This is a genomic window from Wolbachia endosymbiont (group A) of Campoletis raptor, from assembly GCF_964026755.1.
Taxonomy (GTDB): domain Bacteria; phylum Pseudomonadota; class Alphaproteobacteria; order Rickettsiales; family Anaplasmataceae; genus Wolbachia; species Wolbachia pipientis.
The window spans coordinates 1,226,323-1,249,813 of sequence record NZ_OZ034695.1 but is presented as its reverse complement, the minus strand read 5'-3'; the positions used below and the strand labels follow the sequence as shown (position 1 = coordinate 1,249,813).

Annotated in this window: 25 protein-coding genes, 1 other RNA gene and 3 pseudogenes; 14 read left to right on the top strand and 15 right to left on the bottom strand. The window is 34.3% G+C overall.

Annotated features, from left to right (window positions below; translation table 11 throughout):
- Positions 1–2: 2 nt before the first annotated feature.
- The gene (locus AAGD74_RS06305; RefSeq protein WP_338482447.1) at positions 3–1,475 is read right to left on the bottom strand and encodes a hypothetical protein; all 1,473 of its coding nucleotides are present in this window, start codon (positions 1,473–1,475) and stop codon (positions 3–5) included.
- Between the two features lie 408 nt (positions 1,476–1,883).
- Between AAGD74_RS06305 and AAGD74_RS06300 the strand changes: the two genes are divergently transcribed.
- The 3 genes from AAGD74_RS06300 (at position 1,884) to AAGD74_RS06290 (ending at position 5,740) form a co-directional block, all read left to right on the top strand.
- Positions 1,884–2,783, top strand: coding sequence for a DMT family transporter (locus AAGD74_RS06300; RefSeq protein ID WP_338482448.1), 900 nt, complete (start codon positions 1,884–1,886; stop codon positions 2,781–2,783).
- 47 nt (positions 2,784–2,830) lie between these two features.
- Complete coding sequence (locus tag AAGD74_RS06295; protein ID WP_341810623.1) at positions 2,831–4,138, top strand: UDP-glucose/GDP-mannose dehydrogenase family protein; 1,308 nt, start codon at positions 2,831–2,833, stop codon at positions 4,136–4,138.
- Between the two features lie 219 nt (positions 4,139–4,357).
- Positions 4,358–5,740 carry an IS66-like element ISWen3 family transposase gene (locus AAGD74_RS06290; protein WP_341810549.1) on the top strand — a complete coding sequence of 461 codons (1,383 nt, stop codon included), beginning with the start codon at positions 4,358–4,360 and terminating at the stop codon, positions 5,738–5,740.
- Here AAGD74_RS06290 and AAGD74_RS06285 read toward each other — a convergent pair.
- The gene (locus tag AAGD74_RS06285; RefSeq protein WP_341810776.1) at positions 5,727–6,740 is read right to left on the bottom strand and encodes an MFS transporter; all 1,014 of its coding nucleotides are present in this window, start codon (positions 6,738–6,740) and stop codon (positions 5,727–5,729) included. The two genes, AAGD74_RS06290 and AAGD74_RS06285, sit on opposite strands and share 14 nt — an antisense overlap.
- A gap of 78 nt (positions 6,741–6,818) precedes the next feature.
- On the opposite strand from AAGD74_RS06285, the gene AAGD74_RS06280 reads away from it, so the two are divergent.
- Positions 6,819–7,769 carry an IS481 family transposase gene (locus AAGD74_RS06280; protein ID WP_338482200.1) on the top strand — a complete coding sequence of 317 codons (951 nt, stop codon included), beginning with the start codon at positions 6,819–6,821 and terminating at the stop codon, positions 7,767–7,769.
- Here the strand turns inward: AAGD74_RS06280 and AAGD74_RS06275 are convergent.
- Positions 7,726–8,139: an ankyrin repeat domain-containing protein gene (locus AAGD74_RS06275; protein WP_341810622.1), complete on the bottom strand. Its 414-nt coding sequence runs from the start codon at positions 8,137–8,139 to the stop codon at positions 7,726–7,728. The two genes, AAGD74_RS06280 and AAGD74_RS06275, sit on opposite strands and share 44 nt — an antisense overlap.
- A gap of 517 nt (positions 8,140–8,656) precedes the next feature.
- Between AAGD74_RS06275 and AAGD74_RS06270 the strand changes: the two genes are divergently transcribed.
- A complete protein-coding gene (locus AAGD74_RS06270; RefSeq protein ID WP_174516912.1) occupies positions 8,657–8,809 on the top strand; it encodes a hypothetical protein in 153 nt (50 codons plus the stop codon).
- Positions 8,810–9,010: 201 nt separating this feature from the next.
- On the opposite strand, the gene AAGD74_RS06265 is transcribed toward AAGD74_RS06270, so the two are convergent.
- Positions 9,011–9,931 (bottom strand): patatin-like phospholipase family protein, encoded by a 921-nt coding sequence (locus AAGD74_RS06265; protein WP_264378081.1) that lies wholly within the window; start codon positions 9,929–9,931, stop codon positions 9,011–9,013.
- Positions 9,932–9,935: 4 nt separating this feature from the next.
- Complete coding sequence (locus AAGD74_RS06260; RefSeq protein WP_191110950.1) at positions 9,936–10,154, bottom strand: hypothetical protein; 219 nt, start codon at positions 10,152–10,154, stop codon at positions 9,936–9,938.
- A 148-nt stretch (positions 10,155–10,302) separates the two neighbouring features.
- Here AAGD74_RS06260 and AAGD74_RS06255 point away from each other — a divergent pair, with 148 nt between their 5' ends.
- On the top strand, positions 10,303–10,725 hold the full coding sequence (locus AAGD74_RS06255; RefSeq protein ID WP_341810621.1) for an ankyrin repeat domain-containing protein: 423 nt from the start codon (positions 10,303–10,305) through the stop codon (positions 10,723–10,725).
- A gap of 65 nt (positions 10,726–10,790) precedes the next feature.
- Here the strand turns inward: AAGD74_RS06255 and AAGD74_RS06250 are convergent, their stop codons facing one another.
- On the bottom strand, positions 10,791–11,222 hold the full coding sequence (locus tag AAGD74_RS06250; protein ID WP_341810620.1) for a hypothetical protein: 432 nt from the start codon (positions 11,220–11,222) through the stop codon (positions 10,791–10,793).
- Positions 11,219–12,051: pseudogene (locus AAGD74_RS06245) on the bottom strand (IS5 family transposase). The gene AAGD74_RS06250 and the pseudogene AAGD74_RS06245 overlap by 4 nt, the downstream one beginning before the upstream one ends.
- 99 nt (positions 12,052–12,150) lie before the next feature.
- Between AAGD74_RS06245 and AAGD74_RS06240 the strand changes: the two are divergent.
- The 5 genes and pseudogenes from AAGD74_RS06240 to AAGD74_RS06220 all read left to right on the top strand — a co-directional run.
- Positions 12,151–12,270, top strand: a pseudogene (locus AAGD74_RS06240) (ATP-binding protein); the annotation flags it as partial.
- A gap of 15 nt (positions 12,271–12,285) precedes the next feature.
- Positions 12,286–12,663 (top strand): hypothetical protein, encoded by a 378-nt coding sequence (locus AAGD74_RS06235; RefSeq protein ID WP_341810619.1) that lies wholly within the window; start codon positions 12,286–12,288, stop codon positions 12,661–12,663.
- An 83-nt stretch (positions 12,664–12,746) separates the two neighbouring features.
- Entirely contained in the window at positions 12,747–13,199 is a 453-nt protein-coding gene (locus tag AAGD74_RS06230) for a hypothetical protein (RefSeq protein ID WP_338976778.1), read from the top strand.
- Between the two features lie 245 nt (positions 13,200–13,444).
- Positions 13,445–14,641 (top strand): cell division protein FtsZ, encoded by a 1,197-nt coding sequence (ftsZ, locus tag AAGD74_RS06225; RefSeq protein ID WP_341810618.1) that lies wholly within the window; start codon positions 13,445–13,447, stop codon positions 14,639–14,641.
- A complete protein-coding gene (locus AAGD74_RS06220) occupies positions 14,641–15,039 on the top strand; it encodes an EVE domain-containing protein (protein WP_077188253.1) in 399 nt (132 codons plus the stop codon). Before ftsZ ends, AAGD74_RS06220 begins: the two co-directional genes overlap by 1 nt.
- A gap of 33 nt (positions 15,040–15,072) precedes the next feature.
- On the opposite strand, the gene AAGD74_RS06215 is transcribed toward AAGD74_RS06220, so the two are convergent.
- Entirely contained in the window at positions 15,073–15,399 is a 327-nt protein-coding gene (locus AAGD74_RS06215; RefSeq protein WP_236514572.1) for a hypothetical protein, read from the bottom strand.
- A gap of 24 nt (positions 15,400–15,423) precedes the next feature.
- On the opposite strand from AAGD74_RS06215, the gene ybeY reads away from it, so the two are divergent.
- Both ybeY and AAGD74_RS06205 read left to right on the top strand, forming a co-directional pair.
- Entirely contained in the window at positions 15,424–15,876 is a 453-nt protein-coding gene (ybeY, locus tag AAGD74_RS06210) for an rRNA maturation RNase YbeY (protein WP_010082473.1), read from the top strand.
- 86 nt (positions 15,877–15,962) lie between these two features.
- Complete coding sequence (locus AAGD74_RS06205) at positions 15,963–16,751, top strand: succinate dehydrogenase iron-sulfur subunit (protein ID WP_010082472.1); 789 nt, start codon at positions 15,963–15,965, stop codon at positions 16,749–16,751.
- A 3-nt stretch (positions 16,752–16,754) separates the two neighbouring features.
- Here AAGD74_RS06205 and AAGD74_RS06200 read toward each other — a convergent pair whose 3' ends face one another.
- From AAGD74_RS06200 to AAGD74_RS06185, 4 genes are read right to left on the bottom strand one after another with little or no spacing between them, the layout of a single operon-like run.
- Entirely contained in the window at positions 16,755–17,891 is a 1,137-nt protein-coding gene (locus AAGD74_RS06200) for a hypothetical protein (protein WP_236514561.1), read from the bottom strand.
- 42 nt (positions 17,892–17,933) lie between these two features.
- Entirely contained in the window at positions 17,934–18,713 is a 780-nt protein-coding gene (locus tag AAGD74_RS06195; RefSeq protein ID WP_338482484.1) for a GNAT family N-acetyltransferase, read from the bottom strand.
- On the bottom strand, positions 18,703–19,185 hold the full coding sequence (locus AAGD74_RS06190; RefSeq protein ID WP_006279290.1) for a phosphatidylglycerophosphatase A: 483 nt from the start codon (positions 19,183–19,185) through the stop codon (positions 18,703–18,705). The genes AAGD74_RS06195 and AAGD74_RS06190 overlap by 11 nt, the downstream gene beginning before the upstream one ends.
- Before the next feature lie 19 nt (positions 19,186–19,204).
- Positions 19,205–20,188, bottom strand: a complete 984-nt coding sequence (locus tag AAGD74_RS06185; protein WP_006280098.1) for an NAD(P)H-dependent glycerol-3-phosphate dehydrogenase — start codon at positions 20,186–20,188, stop codon at positions 19,205–19,207.
- Between the two features lie 325 nt (positions 20,189–20,513).
- On the opposite strand from AAGD74_RS06185, the gene AAGD74_RS06180 reads away from it, so the two are divergent.
- Positions 20,514–21,284: a response regulator transcription factor gene (locus AAGD74_RS06180; protein ID WP_006280099.1), complete on the top strand. Its 771-nt coding sequence runs from the start codon at positions 20,514–20,516 to the stop codon at positions 21,282–21,284.
- Between the two features lie 51 nt (positions 21,285–21,335).
- On the opposite strand, the gene rnpB is transcribed toward AAGD74_RS06180, so the two are convergent.
- The 3 genes and pseudogenes from rnpB to AAGD74_RS06165 all read right to left on the bottom strand — a co-directional run bounded on the left by rnpB (position 21,336) and on the right by AAGD74_RS06165 (position 23,489).
- An RNA gene (gene rnpB, locus AAGD74_RS06175) (RNase P RNA component class A) lies at positions 21,336–21,685 on the bottom strand.
- 157 nt (positions 21,686–21,842) lie between these two features.
- Positions 21,843–22,433, bottom strand: a complete 591-nt coding sequence (locus AAGD74_RS06170; protein WP_231115819.1) for a hypothetical protein — start codon at positions 22,431–22,433, stop codon at positions 21,843–21,845.
- A gap of 223 nt (positions 22,434–22,656) precedes the next feature.
- A pseudogene (locus tag AAGD74_RS06165) lies at positions 22,657–23,489 on the bottom strand (IS5 family transposase).
- Positions 23,490–23,491: the final 2 nt, after the last annotated feature.

The window sequence follows — 23,491 nt, the reverse complement described above, 5'->3', positions numbered from 1 at the left end:
TCCTATTTGTTAACAACTGCAGCAGGCGAAATACTAACATTAGTACCCACTAACGTAGATTGAGGACCTTCAGTGCTAGCAGAGAATAAATTCAAATTTCTCGCTGACTTACACAACTCTTCTATTAAATTGCAGGAGCTAGTTGCATCTATCATCTTAGAATTCCTTGTTTTATCTAAACTATTTGCTATCCTCTCTTTTAATGATTTAAAGCTTTTGTCTGAACAACAATCTTTAGCAAACTTTAAAATACTCAAGACCAAATCAACTTTTTCACCATCGCCAGCACTTTGAGTATCCTTGCTGTTCTCCTGATCTACAATCAAATTTGAAATTGCATTTTCCATTGCAACAAAAGCAATCCTATCTTTAAAAGGATCGACAACATTTATTTTATTTTGGTTAAATACACTAGATTCCCAAAGACTGCTAATAGCTGACCTTGCTTCATTCCTGTTATCCAAGTCATAATCTTTAGAAACTACAACAAATGAAAGCGATGAGAGAAGATGTGCATATCCTCTAGGTGAAAGCATTTTCTCTACTTCAGATCTTGAACATCCCTCGCTCAAGTACTGGATAACATACTTAGTTGTGCAAAGAAAACCGTGCTCTACTAAGTAACTAAGAGGACGATAGATCACACCCCTATCTTTCTTATTCGGTAGCCCAAGTAGTGACTTATGATCTACTTTTGCGCTTATGACTTTACCTAGAAGGGAACTTAAGGTAGAAGCAAGTTTATAGCTAGATTGCAATGGAGATAATTTTGCAATAGCAGAAACTAGCAATTTTTCTCTCTCTTCTTTCACTAATTTTTCTTCAGAACACAGACGATTATAGAAGTGTTCCACTCCCTTACTCCACTTGAAATCTACAGCCTTATTAAATCCATCTTCTGCTTCTATATTTTCTCTAAGGTTACCTGATTCTTGATCAATCCAGAAATTGAAAACAGGATCACGTCTTCCCATGGAACTTAACAATTCAACTCTTGCAAGCTTATCACTGCAAGCTAAATTCCTATCTTCCTCACATGCACCTTTATGAGATAAGTCAGATCTAAAAGACTCTAACGCCTTGTCAAATAATTGCTTAATTTCACTCTCTACACACTCAATACATGCTATTTTATATATAGCAAATGGATTCAACACACCTGATTTAGCTAATTCTCCTACCAATTTAGCAACATCTAGTGTCGCACCTGACCAACAAGATTCATCACGAAACGCATTACATAAGAGGTCCGATTGCTCAACGGTTAGACCCTCTACTGTTACAGGGTGAGCCTTGACCCATTCCTCAATAGCTGAAGTTCTATCACCTTTAACAACATCCTTCAGCTTACTTATTACTTTGCTAGGGATAATCTCTTTATTTTTTTTAGGATCAGAACTGAGACGAGATCTTTTGCTTGGGCCTGCATTACCCTTCAAATCTTCCGTTCCACGTTTAGTTTTACTTTTTGGCATCTAATTACCTCAAAATCAAATATTCAATGAAGGTATTATACAAGCATTAGAATAATATATAAATCGAAAAATTAGTGTGCACCTAAATTTAAGCAGTAATTATAGACCTGCTGCAAAAGAGGAGATATTAAAGAGAGATGTAGCAAGAGGGAATGAGCTTAAATTATCAAATTAACGTTATTCTACTTTACCTCACTAGCATTTTCCTTACCTTGAGCCTTACTATTACTCACAAATATAAACGTTCGTTACATAGCTCTTAATATGTCTAAAGAGACGAAATTTCCCGAATTATTTATAATGAACCCTTACGATCACATTCTGGGGACGTACATCAGAAAACTTTTATATTATTAGTTTTGTAGTAAAATTATATGAGTACATCGTATCTATTAAATCAGAAGCTTTATGGATTACAGATTGAGAGCTTATTTGTTTGGGGTTATCTGGTTTATACTTAGCTTACTTAGTAGTGTAGCTAATGATACTATATCAAAATATCTAAGTTTACATCTTCAGAGTTTTGAAATAATTTTTTTCCGCTTTCTGTTTACCACTATTACCCTTGTACCTTTTATGTTTTACTATGGAATAGAAACTTTTAAAACAAGTCAAATATCTACTCAAATAACCAGGGGTGGATTGTTGTTTTGTGGAATGACCTTATGGACTTACGGGTTGACTGTTTTCCCCATAGTAACTGCAACGATTATAAGTTTTTCTATACCATTATTTGTTATACTTCTTGCAATCCCTTTGCTAAACGAAAATATAATTTGGCAAAGATGGATAGTAACTGTTATTGGCTTTGTTGGTATTGCTATTACTACCAAAGCTCATAGTGAAGATTTTAATCCTAAAATTCTTATTTTTATTGTATCTGCATTGATCTTTGCTATATTAGATATACTTAATAAGAAACTTGTAATAAAAGAGTCAGTAATAAGTATGTTATTTTATTCAGCTCTAACGACAACTATTTTTTCTACTCCACCTTTGTTATTTTATTGGCATATGCCTTCCTTGTTGGAATTAGTATTACTGCTGATTTTGGGAATTAATTCAAATCTAATTTTGCTCTTTATGTTAAAAGCTTTTACTCTTACTGATGCTACTGCACTTGCACCTTATAGATACATAGAGCTAATAATTTCTGCAATAGTAACATACGTTATATTTAATGAATTACCTGATAAAAGTGCTTTATATGGTACTTTGATATTAATACCATCAACCTTATTTATAGCTTATTCGGAAGGTAAGGCAATTAAGAAAAATAATGTAACAACAAAAGTTTATAATTGTTAATGGTATTTATTTTAGATGCTAAGCTATATTTTTAAGGTGATAATAAAATGCACATAACTATTATAGGAGTAGGGTATGTAGGCTTAGTATCTGGTACAATGTTATCAGAACAGGGCCATAAAGTTGATTGCATTGACATAAATACTAAGAAAATTGAACTTTTGAAATCAGGGAAAATTCCCTTATATGAACCTGGATTAGCAGATTATTTAGAGAATAATATAAAGTCACAAAGGATAAGATTTTTCGATTCGTATTTTCAAATAAATCCCAATACAGAAGTAGTATTTATAACTGTAGATACTCCATCAGACTCCCTAGGAAATGCAAATTTAAAGAATGTATATAATGCAGTAAGTGAAGTTTCTGAGAGAGTTAATCAAGATTGCTTAATAGTGATAAAGTCAACTGTTCCTCCTGGTACTGCAGAAAATATATATAATTATTTATCTAATAAGGGCTATAACTTTGATTTGGGGGTTAATCCAGAGTTTCTCAAGCAAGACTCTGCAGTATCAGATTTTTTATACCCAGATAGGATAATAATAGGAGTAAAAACTAAGCTAGCTAGGGCAAAACTAGAAGTTATATATAAATCATTTATAGATAAGAATATTCCGTTAATAGTCACTGATACAGTTACTGCTGAAATGATTAAATATGCTTCTAATGCTTTTCTAGCAACAAAGGTTGCTTTTATCAATGAGATGGCAGGTTTATGTGAGCTATTAGGAGCAGACATTGGCCTTTTAGCTAACAGTATGGGAATGGACCATAGAATAGGTAAGGAATCTCTCAAAGCTGGTCCAGGATTTGGAGGATCATGTTTTCCTAAAGATTTGTCAGCTTTAATAAGGCTTGCTGAAGATCACAATGTCAAGCTACAAATTTTAAATTCAGTTAAGGAATCTAACTATAATCATATAACAAACATTGCTAAAAAGGTAGAATATGTATTAAATGGAGTCCAAAATAAAAAAATAGCAATATGGGGGCTAACTTTTAAGTCTGGTACTGATGATGTAAGAAATAGCCCAGCTATAGATATTGCACAATTGTTAGTGAATAACAAGGCTAAAATTACTGCATATGACCCAATGGGGATGGATAATGCTAGGCAAGTTCTAAAGGATATAGAATACGCGGACAATGCTATAGGGGCTGCAAGGGACGCGGAAGCCTTGTTATTGTTAACGGAGTGGAAAGAATTTAAAAATCAAGATTTTGCAAGTTTAAAGAGTATTATGGCTGCACCTAATGTTTTTGATTTCCGTAATTTATTAGATAGCGAGCTATTACTAAGATATGGTTACCATGTTTATTCCTTGGGTAAAAAATCTATCTACAAAGTTTAACTGTTGAGAAATTTTTTTTACACCGCTTTACTTAGTTTTTTTAGATCTTTGCTTGATAGTATGGAAAAGCAAACGAGTGCAACAACAGAGCAAATGGAAAAAAATGAAAACATAATACTGTTACCACAGTGCTTAACAAGTGTATCCGTTCAGCGGAGTGGCAGAATAAGGTAGACAAGGTGATCTAAAAAGATAATCATAGAGCAAAAGTGAAATAATATGGTAAACCTTTTAGAACTTTGCAAAAATTTACAGCAAAAAATAGAAAGGTTAGAAGCAAAAATAGAAAGATTGGAAAAAGAGAATGAAAGTTTAAAAGCAGAAAATAAGGCTTTAAAGATAGAAAATGCTGAGTTAAGAGAAAGACTCGGTTTAAGCTCAAAAAATTCATCAATACCAAGTTCCAAAGAGTTGTATAAAATAAAAAAGAATAAGCCGAAAAGCGAAAGGAATATTGGCGGTCAGGTTGGTCATAAAGGAAGTTTTCGCGCCAACATGGATGCAGATAAAGTAGTAAAGATAGAGTTGCCTAATACTTGCGAATGCGGAGGAGAAATTGCAATACGTGAAAAACCATATATTCATCAGAAAGTTGATCTTCCAGAAATCAAGCCTTATGTAGTGGAATATCAGTTAGAACATGGCCGTTGTCGGAGATGCGGAAAGAGAAGAAGTAGCAAGTTACCAGAAGGTGTTACGCCAGATACATTTGGTCCAAGGGTTAAGTCAATAATTGCAGCGTTCAGCGGATTCTACAAAAATTCAAAACGCGAAATAGCGAGTGTCGTAAATGATATCTTCAATTTGAACATAAGCGTCGGTAGCATATCAAATAGTGAACATAGAGTTGCTTCAAAATGCAAAAAAATGTATGAGCAGATCGAACAAGAGATAAGTAGGAGTAAAGTTCTACATATTGATGAAACGAGCCATTATAACAAAGGTAAACTCGCTTGGTGTTGGATGTTTGCAAGCAATACGGCAAGTTTTGTAAAATTTACAGAGTCAAGAGGAATGAAAGTTTTACAAAATAGTAAATTCTGCAATCGCAATAGCTTGGTAATAACTGACAGGTATGCAGCATACAATTATTTTGCCGATAAAAACAGGCAAATCTGTTGGGCACATTTATCAAGAGATTTTGAAAGATTAGCACATAGTTGGAATATTGAAGTTAAAGTTCTGGGTTGTTACTTGAGAAACGTGGCCACTGAATTATTTGCACTAAAAAAAGCTTTACTAAAAAGTGAGATAGATGTTTTGAGGTTTGTCAGACGTGCCAGAAAATTAAGAAAACGTACAAAGTATTACTTGAAGGAGATATCTCGTTTACCTGAAGCAATTGGAGCCTCTCGAGTTGCAAAAAATGTTCTGAGATCTGAAAGAATGATGTGGAAATTTTTAGATGACCCAGAAAATATTCCGCTGACAAATAACCACGCTGAACGGCAAATTCGGCATTATGTCGTTTATCGCAAAAACTCATATTTTACACAATCAAAGCGGGGAAATACATTCCTTGAGCGGATAATTTCATTATACTTAACTTGGAAACAAAGGGGTCTCAATCCTTTCCAAAATCTCCTATCTATTGTTTCTTAAACCACTCTCCTGAACGGATACTAACAAGTACTCCTAAGAGCACGCATGAAAATATTGAACTTGCAATATACCCAAATAATCCTGTTAAGCTTACAATTGCACATACATTATTTTGTGGAGCAATTTCTACAGCTATAACACCTGTCAGTACTTGCACTCCAAATATAAAGAATCCTGATAAGATTGCACCAAGGTTCATAAGAATTATGTTTTGACCAAAGTTCATTGCAATAAAAGTGAGTGCTATACCCAACATATAAAGTGATGCCAGCAAGCTTCTATTTTGAAAGAAGTACATATCACTAATTCTTCCTGTTATTAAAGTTCCAAGGATTCCACCTAAATCATATACGCCTGTTATTAGTGAGGATTGTACAAGAGAAATTTGTAATTTATTCTTTAAAATTATAGGAAACCAAAAGAAGATTCCCATTTTTATAATATAAGCACAAAAAGTAGCACAACATAGAAACCATATGGAACTTGTTACCTTGATACCTATTTGAGATTTCTGCACCTTATAATAGGTAGTAAAGTTGGCACTTTCTTTGTAATATGCCTTTAATATTATATAAATTCCAAAAAGTAAGCATAAGAAACCAGAGTACAAAAATGCACTTTTTGCATCATATATTTTAATTATACTTGGTAATACAATTAAAGTAATACAAGAACCAAGTTGCTGAGATGCGCTCATAACTCCCCATGATGATGCAATTGAAGAGATGCTAGAGTTTGTAACCATAAACTTGGTAATAGCTGGCCAACCTAACCCTTGTGTCCAAGCTAATAATATTAATGTTAACAGTAATAAAGTTAGATTATTATATGATAAAGTTATACCAATGGTTAATAATCCAGTTGCAATATTGCATAGCCCAAACATAAATAATGGATTATTTTTGGAGTCCATGATTATTCCATTAACAAATTTTGATACTCCATAAAAAAAAGAAAAGCAGGCAAAAAAATAGCTTAATTTTACATGGTCAGTATCTATTAACAGTGGTAGAGCAATTGGTATATGTATGGTCCCAGAGAGTGATGGTATACTATCATCATCATTTAAGGAGTCATTATGGGACAGATATTACATGGGTGCGCCAAAACAACACAGACGATTCGTAGAGCAATACAAAATAGAAAAGAGAGCATAGCAAAACTCTCCAAGCATTATAACCTTAATCCAAAAACTATTATTAAGTGGAGAAAACGTTCATTTACGAAAGATGCTGATATGGGTCCAAAGCATCCAAGATCAACTGTTTTAACGCTAGAAGAGGAAGCTATAATAGTTACATTTCGCAAGTATACACTACTGCCACTAGATGATTGCCTTTACGCTCTGCAGTCTACAATTCCGCATTTGACTCGCTCTAGCTTGCATCGTTGTTTACAAAGACACAACATTAGCAGATTACCAACTGTTGATGGAGAAGTTAAGTCAAAAAAGAAATTCAAACAATATCCTATCGGTTACTTTCATATTGATATTGCTGAAGTTAGAACTGAGGAGGGCAAATTACATTTGTTTGTTGCTATTGATAGGACATCCAAATTTACCTATGTTGAGTTGTGTAACAGTGCTACAAAACCCATAGCTGCTGAGTTCTTACGTAATTTGATTAGAATTTTACCGTATAAAATCCATACTATTTTGACAGATAACGGTATACAATTTACAAACCAGAAGCGTCATAAGTATGCTTTCCAACATATATTTGATAGAGTTTGCGAAGAGAATGTTATTGAACATCGTTTGACAAAAGTTAGCCATCCTTGGACGAATGGGCAAGTCGAGCGTATGAATAAAACTTTAAAGGATGCTACAGTTAAGAAGTATTACTATCAATCGCACCAGCAACTTAAAGAACACCTTTATAACTTTGTTATGGCTTATAATTATGCAAAGAGACTCAAAACTCTTAAGGGTCTTACTCCTTATGAATTTATATGTTATCAGTGGACACAGTCTCCAGAATTATTTATACTAAATCCACACCATCACACTCTGGGACCATACATCTAAGATCTGCTCCATTTGCAATCAAGGTGTTGACTATATCTAAATATCCTTGCTGGGATGCAAAACTTAAAGGTGTAAAGCCTAGAATGGTCTTATGGTTTACATCTGCTCCATGAGTAATAAGAAAGTTAACCATCTCTAAGCGATTTTTTGCAATTGAAAAATACAGTGGCGTAAAGGCATCGTACTTAATCTCTGAGTTAATATCTAAACCCTCTCCTAATAAAGTGTTGACTAAATCCAACTGACCATTTCCTGCTGCTAAATGTAGCGGCGTAAGACTAAGATGTTTCTGAGTTTCATAGTTTTCATTTAAAAACTCTACAAAAAATTGCAGCTGATCCAGATTATTAGATATTCTATTAGTAAACATAAAGGCCTCGCATGAAGAATTTATGTAAAATATAGTATCTACAAGTTTTTAAGCAAGATAAATCTTCTTCTTAAAAAAGATACTGTGATCCAATCTGTGTGCTTATAACTTTTTTATTTGATCATGAGTGATCAGATGTCTCAGCTGCAATAGAGACACCTGCCTTAAGTAGTTACATCAATTTTCTCTGTTTTTGCCCCTTTTTTTTCTGATGAAGATGTCTTCATTCTTCTCAGTAGCCAACATTCTTTTTAAAGTATAATCGTTACGTGCACCAAAGCATTAATAATTATACACAATTGTGAAGAAATATTCAATCTTTTTATTGTTTTGAATGTGTTGATGAAAAAAACGTCTGTCAGAGATCATCTGAGAATTGCATTTTAGGCTTTAGATGTAGAAGGGGTCTTATCGTCTTTTTATAAATACTCTAAAAATAGGCTTAAATCGCCAAGAGATGGATATCATGAATTTAGTAGCGTAAAAACATCAAAGATACCTCATATCATAAAGTTTAATGTCAACATTTGGTGCAACATTCCTGATTTACAAAGCAGAGTCAATAAAGGTTGCAAATAATCTACTTATGTTGGACGTTTCTGTTAATGCTATTTCTAAAATAACAGATTTATCTATTGAGGAACTTGAAAATCATGCTTCCAAAACTTAACCTGAATTAAAAGCAACATTAGTTTACTGATTTCTACACAATATATTAAAATACCAACAAAGGTGATTACATAATTAATTATCTGCATTACTGGATGAAATTCTTGTGCTTCTGTATTCAATATATAATATTAAAAAAATATTTTAGTAAATTTATTAAAGTAGATACTAGAAACTCGCTTATTTTGTTTTTCTAGCTCAGTTATAGTTTTCGATTTTGCTTGCAGAATTTGTCTATCACTTTCTGGTTATCCTCTATCATTTTACTTGCCTCTTGCTGAAGAAATTTGATATTTTTGAGTGTAATATTGTCCATCTCAGTCGATGCTACTTTCAATTGCGATTGTATTCTTATGTATTTATCATCTATTACTTGTTCTAGTTGATAATCAACGCAATCCAATCCAGAAGCGAACATCACATTCAGTAGTGGCTTGATCCACCCTATTTTGCCAAATTTCCTTGAGTTAGCATACTTTATACTTCTATCTGTTCCACCAGTGCCTATTGATAGCAGTATAATCTCATCATTTGGAAATAATCTCTTGCCACTTGCATATGCACAAGCTGCTGGATTATTAGCAAACACTCCGCCATCTATCAACACTCTCTCTGTTTGGCTAATTTTCAGACGTTTTGGTGTGAAGTACGTTGGAGCAGCTGTTGTAGCTCTGAGTGCATCTTTCAACTTAATGTTTTTTTCTTTCCAACTTTTGAAGAAAAATTCACAACTATTGTGAATGTCATAACTGGTGAGCAGTAGATTACTTGCAACATCGGCCATAGTACTTTCACCAAAGTATTTGTTGAGAATAAATTCCATATTTCTATACGAGTACTGAGAACCACTCAGCCAAGAAGCAATTGATTTTCTCCAAAATGATGATTGAAAGATATAAGCTCCATACTCTTGGTAAAGTCCAACTAAATCATTGGCAGAGTATTGAGGTTTATTGCTTTTACAAAGTCCAGCAACAATAATCCCACCGGTTGAGGTTCCTGCCATTAAGTCAAAAATCTGGGAAATTGGCTTTCTTGTTCTAGATTCAATTTCTGCTAGAATAATGGCAGGAATGATTCCTCTAATTCCACCTCCATCAACGGATAAAATATACTTTGCCACTTTTTTATTTGTGTTTCTGCTCAAGTTCATTAACTTCTTCAGCAAGATTTTTAACTCTTTCTTCAAGGCGATAGATGATTTCTGTAGTCCTTTGATTTTGCTCTATAAATTTATCATGCATATGCACTCTTAAGTCGAGCTTAGCTAGCCACCAGATCAATGCTATTGTTTGTATCACCATAGTAGCAATTACTGCCATAGGAATCTTTCCTGTGTTTGTCATCTTTTTTAAAGGAAAAGTTGTATATATACATATACAAGATTCATCAAAAATACGTCCAAAAAATCTTTTCTAAAATAAAGTTAATTAGTTGCACTAAACAAGCGATGTAAATAATATAATCAACATGAAATCTAGCCTTTTTTGGAAATTGTTAACAAGTTCAATAATACCGATGATATGCGTTATTGTTCTGTATCAGCACTTTAGTACAGACCAATTATCAAAAGATGTGCCAATAAAAAGTAAGGCAAGTGGCAATGATCTGGAAACATTATCTACTGCAGCTGAAAAATGTAATTTAGATACTGTAAGATCCTTAATAAAAAATGTAGTAGATATCAATGCTACTCATCATTTTGGTGCAACATCATTACACTATGCTACAAGCGGAGGCTGTTTGGAAGTTGTAAAATTTCTAATTGAAGAAGGCATTAATGTAAACACTACTGATGCTTTTGGCTGGACAGCTTTGCACTATGCTGCACAGGAAGGACGCTTGGAAATTGTTAAATTTCTACTGAAAAATGGAGCAAATCCTCTTGCTAAAAACAAAGATAAAAAACTCCTTTAGATCTTGCTGTAGAGGAATTAAACAATAATAAAGAAAAAAAAGATATTTATGAGGAAATTATCAATTTATTTTCCCATAACTGCTGTTAATATAGTACGATAGCCAAGGTTATCAATTACATGCTCAGCCCTATTTATTATCCATTTACCATAAACTCCTTTGCGAAATCCAGAAAGATTAATCTTTGCTTCAGCAAATAATTCAGGATTTCCTGGCATTGTGACATTGAGTGTTGCTGCATTACTCATCAGCTGATTCAACTTCGCAGATGCTGCACTTTGTGCCAAATCACTACTTGCATAAATATCTCGCAAAATATAGCTTGGTTCTTGATCACCTACTTTTTCCGTTATTGTCTCTGCTTTTTCATAATCATACCAGTAAGCAATAACCGAGCCATATTGATTACGCTCATTAAATTTTACTTTCCAATTTGTAATATCTCTAGGTGTTAAAGTAATAGTGCTTAGAGGTTGTCCGGAAACAAGTAAATTCAAGCATATTCCCTCTTTAACATAACCCTACTCATAGCTAGGTATATGAAATTCTCAGTGGATGTTGTGAGTAAATCATACTCCTTCGATAGCCTTCTATTCCTATTAACCCAAGCAAAAGTCCTTTCTACAACCCATCTTCTTGGCTGTACTTTAAACCCTTGTTCTCTTGTTGGTAGTAGCTCAGGTGGCGTATCTTTGTGCACCCAAAATCTACATGGAGGCCTTGTAACAATTTCAATATCTATGTCATATTCTTCCTTTATGTGATTCTTTAAATTTCTTCCTTGGTATCCCATGTCAGCCCACATTTTTTTAACTTTAGTATATTTTGTTCTCATATTGTTTAATGCTATTTTAATACCATCTCTATCATTTTCGTTAGCAGCGCCTACGTAACAACCTAGTATAAAACCCTGAGTGTCTGTAATTATATGCCTTTTTCTACCCTTTACTTTTTTACTTCCATCATAGCCTTTGATCCCCCCTTTTCTGTAGTCTTTACAGATTGACTATCTACTATACAGGCACTCGGCTGCTCATTCCTTCCTATTTTTCTTCTACTATATTTTGTAATTTCATAATTCATTTTCTCAAAAATTCCCTGCTTCTTCCATTGCCTGAACTGCTCATACACAGTCTTCCATAGCGGAAAATCATTTGGTAAATACCGCCATTGACACCCTGTACGCAATACATAGAAAATTGCTTCTAATATTTCTCTTTTGCTATACTTTGGCGGCCTTCCTCCTTTCTTGTATGATACTCTGAAGTGTTTTTCTATTCTTGCCCATTCCCTTTCGCTTAGATCTGTTGGATACTTTTTTCTCATCTTTACCCCGTACTAAAATTTCAGATATTATAGCCTTTTACTTGTTTCCGGACAACCTCTGAAGATAGAAAAGTTACCGTTGCAAGGGCAAATGCTCACATAACCTACCCTGCAAATTTTCAACTGATTGCTGCAATGAACCCTTGCAGGTGCGGTTATTTAGGTGATGCAAGCAGATCGTGCAACAAAGCTCCAAAGTGTGGCACAGATTACAAAAACAAAATATCAGGCCCATTGCTTGATAGAATAGACATATGCATTGAAATGCCAAACGTTAGCATACTCTCTCCTGAAATCTCTGTGGAGGGAGAAAGTACTAAAATCATAAGAGAAAGAGTGATAGCAGCAAGAAAAGTTCAAACTGAGCGCTATAGTGAATTAAATATTCGTTGCAATTCAGAAGTAAGCGGTGAAGCATTTAATAAATTTACTGAACCAGATCAGGCAGGGTTAGAATTGCTAAAATACGTACTGAAAGAAAATTACATTTCCAATCGAGGCTACACACGCGTATTAAAAGTTGCAAGAACTATTGCAGATCTTGCAAAAAGTGAAGAAGTAAAAAGAGCACACATTGCTGAAGCGCTCAATTACAGAATAAAGGTATATTAAAAAATTAGTTTACTTGACAGGCAATTTTTTTTACTATATGCTTCCTTAATGAAATTTTAACATTCTATTTAAGGAGTAGAGTTATGGCATTAACAAATTATAAGTATGGAAAAGGGGATGGCATTTTTCATGCTATTTCAGAAGGATATATACAAGCTGAAAAATACTGGGGAATTCCTGGTGCTGCTGGTGGAGCTGGTCAGTACGCTATGCATAATAAAGGGAGAACAGCATTATTTCCGCTTGCAGTTGCAAGTGTTGTCTTTACAGCGATGCATATGAAAGCAGGCTTTGTTAGTGCAGCAGAAGCTTCTGGGTTTCTTGCTAAGACTGCCAGTTACTTTGTTGGAACAAATCAAGCAATAGCTGCTTCATTACCTGGATTTATCGGAACAGGTGTTGCTGGTCAGATAGTTGCGGGTGCCATAATGGCAATTGCTGCAGTTGCTGCTGTTTGTGGAACATATCAAGTTGCCTCAAAATTAAAAGATGTTGCAGTTGAAGCATCGAAAGGGAAAAGTCCGGAAGTACAATAATCTTCAACAAAATAAAAAGGGATAGGTTTCTGTCCCTTTTTATAAACATTTTCTATTTTTTGCATCGGTTAAGTGATGTCATTTAAGAATCTAGTTATTATAATTAACGGCACTTATTAGTATAAATGTTAAGAATAAGTAAATCCCGTTTACTGTTTACGCCTATAGAAGTGAAAAGTATTTGCATATTATTAAAAAAGCGGTAACTTATTATCAAGTGAATTCGCTAAATTTGAGTAATTTAAATGTCTATTGATCTTAGTCTGCCGGAGTTGCCTATATTACACCCAAGGATTACCGTTGTGGGAGTGGGTGGTGCTGGTGGAAATGCTGTGAATAACATGATCCAATCTAATTTGCAAGGAGTGAATTTTGTTGTCGCAAATACCGATGCTCAAGCACTAGAAAAGTCGTTATGTGATAAAAAAATTCAGCTTGGCATTAATTTAACTAAGGGGCTTGGTGCTGGTGCTTTGCCTGATGTTGGCAAAGGTGCAGCAGAAGAGTCAATTGATGAGATTATGGAGCATATAAAAGATAGTCATATGCTTTTCATCACAGCAGGAATGGGCGGTGGTACTGGAACCGGTGCAGCACCGGTAATTGCAAAAGCAGCCAGAGAAGCAAGAGCCGCAGTTAAGGATAGAGCGCCAAAAGAAAAAAAGATATTGACTGTTGGAGTTGTAACTAAACCGTTCGGTTTTGAAGGTGTGCGCCGTATGCGCATTGCAGAGCTTGGACTTGAAGAACTGCAAAAATACGTGGATACACTTATTGTCATTCCAAATCAGAATTTATTTAGAATTGCAAATGAAAAAACTACATTTTCTGATGCATTTAAACTTGCTGATAATGTTCTGCACATTGGCATCAGAGGAGTAACTGACTTGATGGTCATGCCAGGGCTTATCAATCTTGACTTCGCTGATATAGAAACAGTAATGAGCGAGATGGGCAAAGCGATGATCGGCACCGGAGAGGCAGAAGGAGAAGATAGAGCAATTAGCGCTGCAGAGGCTGCAATATCTAATCCATTGCTTGATAATGTATCAATGAAAGGTGCGCAAGGAATATTAATTAACATTACTGGTGGCGGAGATATGACTCTGTTTGAAGTTGATGCTGCAGCCAATAGAGTGCGTGAAGAAGTAGATGAAAATGCAAATATAATATTTGGTGCTACTTTTGATCAAGCGATGGAGGGAAGAGTTAGAGTTTCTGTTCTTGCAACTGGCATTGATGGTCGCAATAATAAATCAGAAACTTCACCTATAAGTCAGAGCGAAGACTCAGAGAAAGAGAAATTTAAGTGGCCATATAGTCAAAGTGAAAGTACGCAAGACAAAACACTGGAAACAAAACCAGCTGAACAGGTAAGCCAAGGAGCTAAGTGGGGCAGCAATATCTATGATATACCAGCTTACTTAAGAAGAAAAAAATAATGCAATTTTGGCTACTCAAGTCAGAGCCAAGTGAATACTCATGGCAAAAAATGGAAAAGGATCAGGTGGTTGAGTGGGATGGTGTGCGCAATTATCAAGCTCAAAATTACATGAAAATTATGAAAGCAAGCGATCTTGCGTTTTTTTATCATACAGGTAAAGAGAAAGCAATACTTGGAATCGTTGAAGTATTTAAAGAGTATTATCATGTTAATGATCCCAAGTTCGGATTAGTGAATGTAAAGTTTTTGAAACCTTTAAATAACCAAGTAACGTTAAATAATATAAAACAAAACCCACTTTTGAAAAATATGACTATATTAAAACAACCACGTTTATCAATTGCCCCAGTTTCGGAAATTGAATGGAATGAAATAATAAGGATGAGTGATGTGTAATACCTGTCATTTCAGTTCCTAAATGATGTCATCTCAGCACACAACGCACAGCTGTATGAATATTTGTCTCGAAGGCAGTGCATTAAACGTTATAGCCGATTTTGCATCAAACACAAAGGTGTCATTCCAGTGCTTGACACTGGAATCCAGCCTTAATGCAACCACATTAAAGCCGTTGTGTTTTAATATAAGATTAGCTACTTTTATATTCACTAACTTGATGTCTAATCGAAATTCCTGGATCCCAGTGTCTAGACACTGGGATGACATCCTTCTAGTGTACAATATTCGTACAGTTGTGTACATGACACAAGGGTCTATAACTCTTCTTTTTTGGATTCCAGTGTCAGCTATTTGCATGACACCCTTACTGATGTGTCACTCATGTTAGAAGTAAATATTCTTGACAAGAAATGGTGCAGCATTATAGAAAATCCTAAAAATTTTGTATTAGGTGTCATCAATGCTTCTCTAAAAGAATTAAAAATAGACCACTATAAACCAAATATATCAATAGCTCTGGCTGATGATGACTTGCTACATCAACTTAATTTAAAATTTAGAGAAATGGATAAGCCAACTAACGTACTATCATTTCCGTATGAACAATTGTCTAATGAGTGCGATTTAGGAGACATAGCAATTTCAATAGACACAATAAAAAGAGAATCGCATGAGTATTATATACCCATTCTTGCTCACATTGCACACATGTTAGTGCATGGATTACTGCATTTACTTGGTTATGATCACCAAAAAAAAGATGAAGAAATTATAATGAAAAATCTAGAAAGAGAGATTTTAGCTTCGCTTGGCTACAATATGTGTGCGATTTAAAAGGAATTTAATAAAAATATAGTAGATGATAATAAAATATGTTATCTACAAAGGGTTTTAGCTATAAACAATAAAAGGTAAGTGATATGGTTCAGTTTTCTTTGCCAAAGAATTCTAAAATTAATCAAAAGGGCAAAATTTATCCTATTCCTGCTAGAGCAAAAAACATCAGAAGATTTCAAATTTACCGTTGGTCTGCTGATGACGAGAAAAACCCTAGAATAGACACATTTTTTATTGATATGGATAGTTGTGGCCCTATGGTACTTGATGCATTAATAAAAATAAAGGATGAAATAGATTCGACTTTAACTTTCAGACGTTCTTGTAGAGAAGGCATATGTGGATCTTGTGCCATGAATATTGACGGAACCAATACTCTTGCATGTACTAGATCTATACATGATATAAAAGGTGACGTAAAAATATATCCATTACCTCACATGTATGTAATAAAGGACCTAGTCTCGGATTTGAGCCAATTTTATGAGCAATACAAATCAATTAAACCTTGGTTACAAGCAGATAAGCCTGCCCTACCAAATAAAGAATACTCTCAATCTTCTGAAGATAGAAAAAAATTAGATGGCTTGTCCGACTGTATATTATGTGCTTGCTGTTCGACTGGTTGCCCAAGCTACTGGTGGAATAGTGATAAATTTTTAGGACCAGCAATACTATTACAAGCTTACAGATGGATTGCTGACAGCCGTGATAATAAGACAGGTGAAAGACTTGATGTTTTAAACGACCCATTCAAGTTGTATCGTTGCCATACAATAATGAATTGCACAAAAACTTGTCCTAAAGGACTTAATCCAGCAAGAGCAATAGCGAAAGTAAAACAGCTCATGGTAGAGAGAGAAGGAGTTTAAGTATTATCTTTTGCATTCTTCGTAAGAGAACAGCAAACCTTCCGAAGCGTAGGGTATTGTTAATACCCTGAACGCTTTTCCATTCGTGAAATGCATCGTATCATCATACGATTCAAATAATTTTTTGAACAACTCATGTCTTTGATTACTAATAGTTTGAAAATCCTCTTTTTCTAAAAGCTTTTTAGATTCGCAGAGGTAAAGCATAACTTCATGATAAGTTGGGTAAGATGCCAAAAATTTTGGGTCAAATTGAAAGGTTTTTATAAAAGCATTATTATAAAATTTTAGCTTTTGATTCTTACTATATATTACTATAGCAACCGGTAACCTCTCAAGCAAATTTTTCTGTGTAGCTAAATAACTGTTTAATTCAGTATATAATTTCTCTGCATCACTAACATCTTTCCCATACATTACTATGCTACCAGAACCTTGTATTGGAATTTTAACAAAATCGAAAACCTTAGGTTCGTTCTTATAAGTTATGACATGTCTTCCTGGTTTTGTGCTATGAGCGCTACCGGTAATAGCAAATTTCTTAGAACCATCTACATATTTATCATAAAACAAGTTATAAAACTCCACCTTTCTACTCTTGTTATATCTTAGTATTGGAAATGGTAAAGAGTTGAAAACGTTTTTATAGCTCTCCACTTCCTGTGTAAGCTTACTATTTTCTAACTCAAGTCCGTTAGCCTTTATCTTACAGTCTGAGACATTCCTTATCCATAACAGCACACCTATCACATTGTTAGAATCATCTATTATGCTTCTACCGTAACATATGCAATAAACCTCACTGTCTTTTGACTTTAAATCTAGAGTAAAAGATTTATTTATTTCCTTTGCCTCAACAAAATTTTTGATTAAGCTTTCTGATTGCTCAAAAAAATTCACAAACTCATTAAATGAGTAAAAAACAGTATTAAGCAAAATTAGTAAATTGGGAGAGAACTTTTCTATACGTTTTTTTGCATCCCAAATATAAAACCCATCATTCACAGTATCAATTAAATTATTTATGATAACATTTTGATGCTGTAAGTTCTTAATCTTATTACTAATTTTTAATTTAGAATAAGAGAGAAAGAATAATATTAGAATCAATATTAAAACCACTTCATACAAAAAAAACATAGCACTTTTAAAACAAATGTAAAAATTTGTAACCGCTCAGAATTATGCTGAAGAGGTATATAAGTAAAGATTGCCTAACATTTGAAAGCACAATCTCTTATAAAGGTTCACAGAAGATTTCATACAATGTGCTACTATATATTTGCATTCAAGCTGTTTAGCTATCTTTATTCTTTCTAAAACCATTTGGGTACCTATTCCACGATTCCTGTAAATTGGTAAAACTCCATCACTATAAAAACCAGCTACGCTATCTTGAACATAAAGACCGCATGTCCCAATAATTTCATTATTTAGTGTTACAAGAAAAAATCTTAATCTTGAGTTCTTATCATCATAATTTGATAATCCGCGAAAAAATGTGCTGACAATTCCAACGCCATGATAAAAAATTTTAGAAGTGTGTAGATCTAACTGTTCTAAGAGGTTGCTACCATTCACAGCATTTAACCTCAAGTTTGGAATAACATCAGCAGGTAAAAAGTAATTTTTCATATTAAGTAAAGCTTTTTTTGGTGTGCTAACGTGTTTTATTTCACACTTTTCTAAAATATCTCTTATTTTCATATGTGAATTTATTACCCATGTTGCTTCTATATCTCTTGTTCTGAGATAATCTAGAGTTTTTTGTATAGAAAGCTCGGTACATTGATCTCCACAGAACACAAAATTAAATAATGACTCCCTGGTACCATTTATTGTAAATATGATGTTATCAAATTCATCGTGTACTTCCCACTCAGATAAATTCGCTGTGTACAGTATATAATCCTTTAGATTTTGAACAATTAAGCTTGAATAATAAATTTTTTTATCCTGCATACACCAACAATAAACAATAAAAGGCTCCTATAAGAACACAGGCTAAAATTGCAGCTATAACGTCATCTAGCATAATACCTAAAGGACCTTTGGTATTTTTATCGATTAAATTTATAGGCCACGTTTTTATTATATCAAAAAACCTAAAAGAAAAAAAGCACAACAACAATGAAGAACAATTCATCTCTTGGCTTAACAATATCGAAACTAAAAGTATCGTCAGCAATTGACCAACCACTTCGTCAATTACTACCTCTTTTGGATCACATGAAGTCTTGTAATGTTTTATATAATTACCTGTAGACCATAATCCAATTAAGAATAAAAAAGAAATAATTGCTGCACCTAAAATTTTGTTGCTCAGGATTACAGGAACAAGCGGAAAAGAAGCCAAACTACCCACAGTACCTGGCATTTTTTTTACTGTTCCAGACAGCCACCACGTTGATATTAATTTATATAAAAATTTCACAATATATCCAAATACAAAATTAACTTATAAGAACAGAAATAGTATCCTCTATAGAGGCGCTTTCATACAATAATCTATAGACCGCTTCACATATAGGCATTTTTATCTTTAGCTTTCCTGCTAAATTAAATATGGACTCAGCAGTGCTAAAACCTTCAATCACTGACTTGCCTTCTGACAAAATCTGCTGAACATTAAAGCCATTGTCACTATTACCTATTTTAAACCCAAAAGATAAGTTTCTTGAATTCAAGGATGTGCATGTCATAATTAGGTCACCCAGACATGCTGGCCCAAGTAGTGTATTTATATCCACACTACCGTCACCAATTTTTGCTGAGTATAAAGCCTTAATTTCGCTCATACTTTTCGTAATCAATGCTGCATGAGCATTAAACCCAAGTTTACTACCTAGAACAATCCCACACGCTATAGCAAAAACGTTCTTTAACGCTGCACAAATCTGTACTCCTATAATGTCGTTACTAAACTCCAATTTAACATTTTCTTGTTGCAGCTCTGATACTAGCTTTGAACCTAATGTGTTATTTTGGCATGCAAGAACCATTGAATAGGGTAATTTTCTTGCAACTTCTACAGCAAAGCTAGGACCTGAAAAAATAGCAATAGGATTGTTAGGTAAAATTTCATTTACTATTTCACTAGGTAATTTTAATGTAGACTTTTCTATTCCCTTACAAGCTAAAATTATTGCTACATCTTTTTTCAGATTACAATTATGCAATTGCTGACATACCTTCCTCAGAGACTGAGTGGGAACAGCGAGGATTGTTACTGAAGCATTAATTGTGTCTTCAATAGCCAATTTTACTGACACATTATCAGAAATTCGACAACCGGGTAGCTTGTCACTTTCTCTTTTCCCGTTGATTGATTCAAATGTAGTTTCATTGCGAGTCCACAAAATCACATCTTTCTTACTACCTAATGAAATTGCGATTGCTGTACCCCATGCACCAGCACCTAAAATTGATATTGCCACACAATATTCCTGAAAATATTACTTATACTTTAAAATAGTAGGATAAGTAAATTAAAAATATAACACAGACATATAGAATAGTTAAATATTTATTAACCGAAGTATTCTTTTAATAATAGTAACTTTAATTCAATATTTACTAAAAATATTATTACTATCATGGTATGTCTATTATATTTTAGATCTATTTATATAACTTTGGAACAATATATTTACTATTAATTAATAAGTGTAATTTTGATCATTTGTTAATAAAAATTTGATTTATTACTTTCCTTAGTTATATATATTACTAAAATTATAAACTATTTATGGGGTGTAAAATATGCGTATATTATTAATTGAAGATGATCAAGTAAGTGCAAAGACTGTGGTTAACGCCTTAACTTCTGATGGACATTTCTGTGACGTTGTTACTTCTGCACAAGATTATAACAATAATATGGTTTCCTCAAACGGAGATTACTATGACCTAGTTATTTTAGATATACACTTGCCTGGTGATATTGACGGATATGATATATTGCTAAGACTAAGAAGTGCAAAAATCAAAGTTCCTGTCTTAATACTTTCATGTATATCCGCTGTCAATCACAAAGCTAAAGGACTCGGGTATGGTGCCGATGATTACTTAACCAAACCATTTCATAAAAGTGAGTTATTAGCTCGAATTAAGGCCATAGTGCGTCGTACTAAAGGCCATCCTGAATCGGTGATAAAGATTGGTAATATAAATATCAATTTTGATCACAGGATTGTTGAGGTGAAAGGTAAAACGGTTCACCTTACTAATAAAGAGTATTCTATGATAGAATTGCTAGCACTGCGTAAAGGAACAGTATTAACAAAAGAAATGTTCTTAAATCATCTTTACAATGGCTTAGATGAACCTTCAGATAACAAGATAGTTGATGTTTTTATGTGCAAATTACGTAAGAAACTTGAAAGTGCAAATGATGGAAAAAGCCACATAGAAACCGTTTGGGGCAGAGGGTATGTTCTGAAAGAGTATATTGATGATGATGAATATTCTAATGTTAATGTAGGCGAAAGTAGTGATGGCTATCAAGCAGAACAAGTGAAGGACAACGCATGAAATGCCTACACATTTAAATATAGCATGGCTTATATCGCACGTATCATGTGAACGCCTAGGTGAAATATAAGCCGAGTTCTGTTTATGTAGCTATTTATCTGGAGTAAATGTTACCATTTACCGCATGCGATTTACCCGAGTAGATATGAGGAAAACATAAAATCTACTTCTATTTAATCTTGCTCCTAGTGTTGGTTACTCGACTACCAATGTTGCCATTGCCATGGTGTGCTCTTACCACACCTTTTCACCCTTACCTAAAAATATTTTAGGCGGTAATTTTCTGTAGCCCTATAACTGGAGTTACCTCCGGCGGGCATTACCCGTCACTATTTTTCCTTGGAGCCCGGACTTTCCTCTGCTATGTTTATCACACAACAGCAGCTACTTATTTGACCTAGGAATTATACTTTAACATGAAAATCACAAAAGCAAAAGACAATTTCCTAACAGTCTACATATTAAAAACATTTAGACAAATAGCTAAAGGTGATATTCCGGCACATCATCACTATCCCAAGATAAGCTTTTTTCACTTTTAGACTCCGCTTCAGTTAGTCAAGAGCCTGGTCCACCGCTTGAAGACGATGAGCTACTTCTTGATCGACTACTACTTTCTACTGATATACTATTTAGCACTGTTTCAGATTGATATATAGTTCGCATTCTGTTACCAGTGGTAAAAATTTCTTCATCGCTACTTGAAGATGATCGCCTTCTATAACCCAAATCAGTTAGTTCTAATACAGGAGCAGCATTACGACCCTTAACATATCTATATGCTATGAATCCTATAATTCCAACAATACCTATTGCTCCAACCAAAGATCCCCCTATCATTCCTGCCTTATTAGACCCTATAGCAAGTTGAGTAGGTTGTGGTGAAGAAGTAGACTGAGGAAGTAAAGTCGTGGTGAATATAGGAGTTGTTGACTCTTTTGTTCTAGTACTTGGTATACTAAATACTGTTTGTGTAGTTTTCTCTGAGCTTGTTGTTGGCGCAGTTGGTTCCACTGTTACTGTGCTTGTTTGAGTCGTTGACTCTGTTGAAGGTTTATTCGTTGTAGAAGTAGGTGCAACGGCTTCTGTTGTTGGCTTCACTGTTACTGTACTTGTTTGAGTCGTTGACTCTGTTGAAGGTTTACTCATCGTAGAAGTCGACGCACCAGTCGCTGCTGTAGGTTTTACAGTACTTGTCTCAGTCCCTGAAGTTACTATCGGCACACTAGTTGACGTTGTAGCAACCGTGGTCGCTTGTGAAGTAGTAGTTGTTTTTGCTACTGTCGTTGACTCCGTTGAAGGTTTACTTATTGTAGAAGTAGGTGCAACGGCTTCCGTTGTAAATTTAGAGGTTGTCCGGAAACTAGTAAATTCAAGCATATTCCCTCTTTAACATAACCCTACTCATAGCTAGGTATATGAAATTCTCAGTGGATGTTGTGAGTAAATCATACTCCTTCGATAGCCTTCTATTCCTATTAACCCAAGCAAAAGTCCTTTCTACAACCCATCTTCTTGGCTGTACTTTAAACCCTTGTTCTCTTGTTGGTAGTAGCTCAGGTGGCGTATCTTTGTGCACCCAAAATCTACATGGAGGCCTTGTAACAATTTCAATATCTATGTCATATTCTTCCTTTATGTGATTCTTTAAATTTCTTCCTTGGTATCCCATGTCAGCCCACATTTTTTTAACTTTAGTATATTTTGTTCTCATATTGTTTAATGCTATTTTAATACCATCTCTATCATTTTCGTTAGCAGCGCCTACGTAACAACCTAGTATAAAACCCTGAGTGTCTGTAATTATATGCCTTTTTCTACCCTTTACTTTTTTACTTCCATCATAGCCTTTGATCCCCCCTTTTCTGTAGTCTTTACAGATTGACTATCTACTATACAGGCACTCGGCTGCTCATTCCTTCCTATTTTTCTTCTACTATATTTTGTAATTTCATAATTCATTTTCTCAAAAATTCCCTGCTTCTTCCATTGCCTGAACTGCTCATACACAGTCTTCCATAGCGGAAAATCATTTGGTAAATACCGCCATTGACACCCTGTACGCAATACATAGAAAATTGCTTCTAATATTTCTCTTTTGCTATACTTTGGCGGCCTTCCTCCTTTCTTGTATGATACTCTGAAGTGTTTTTCTATTCTTGCCCATTCCCTTTCGCTTAGATCTGTTGGATACTTTTTTCTCATCT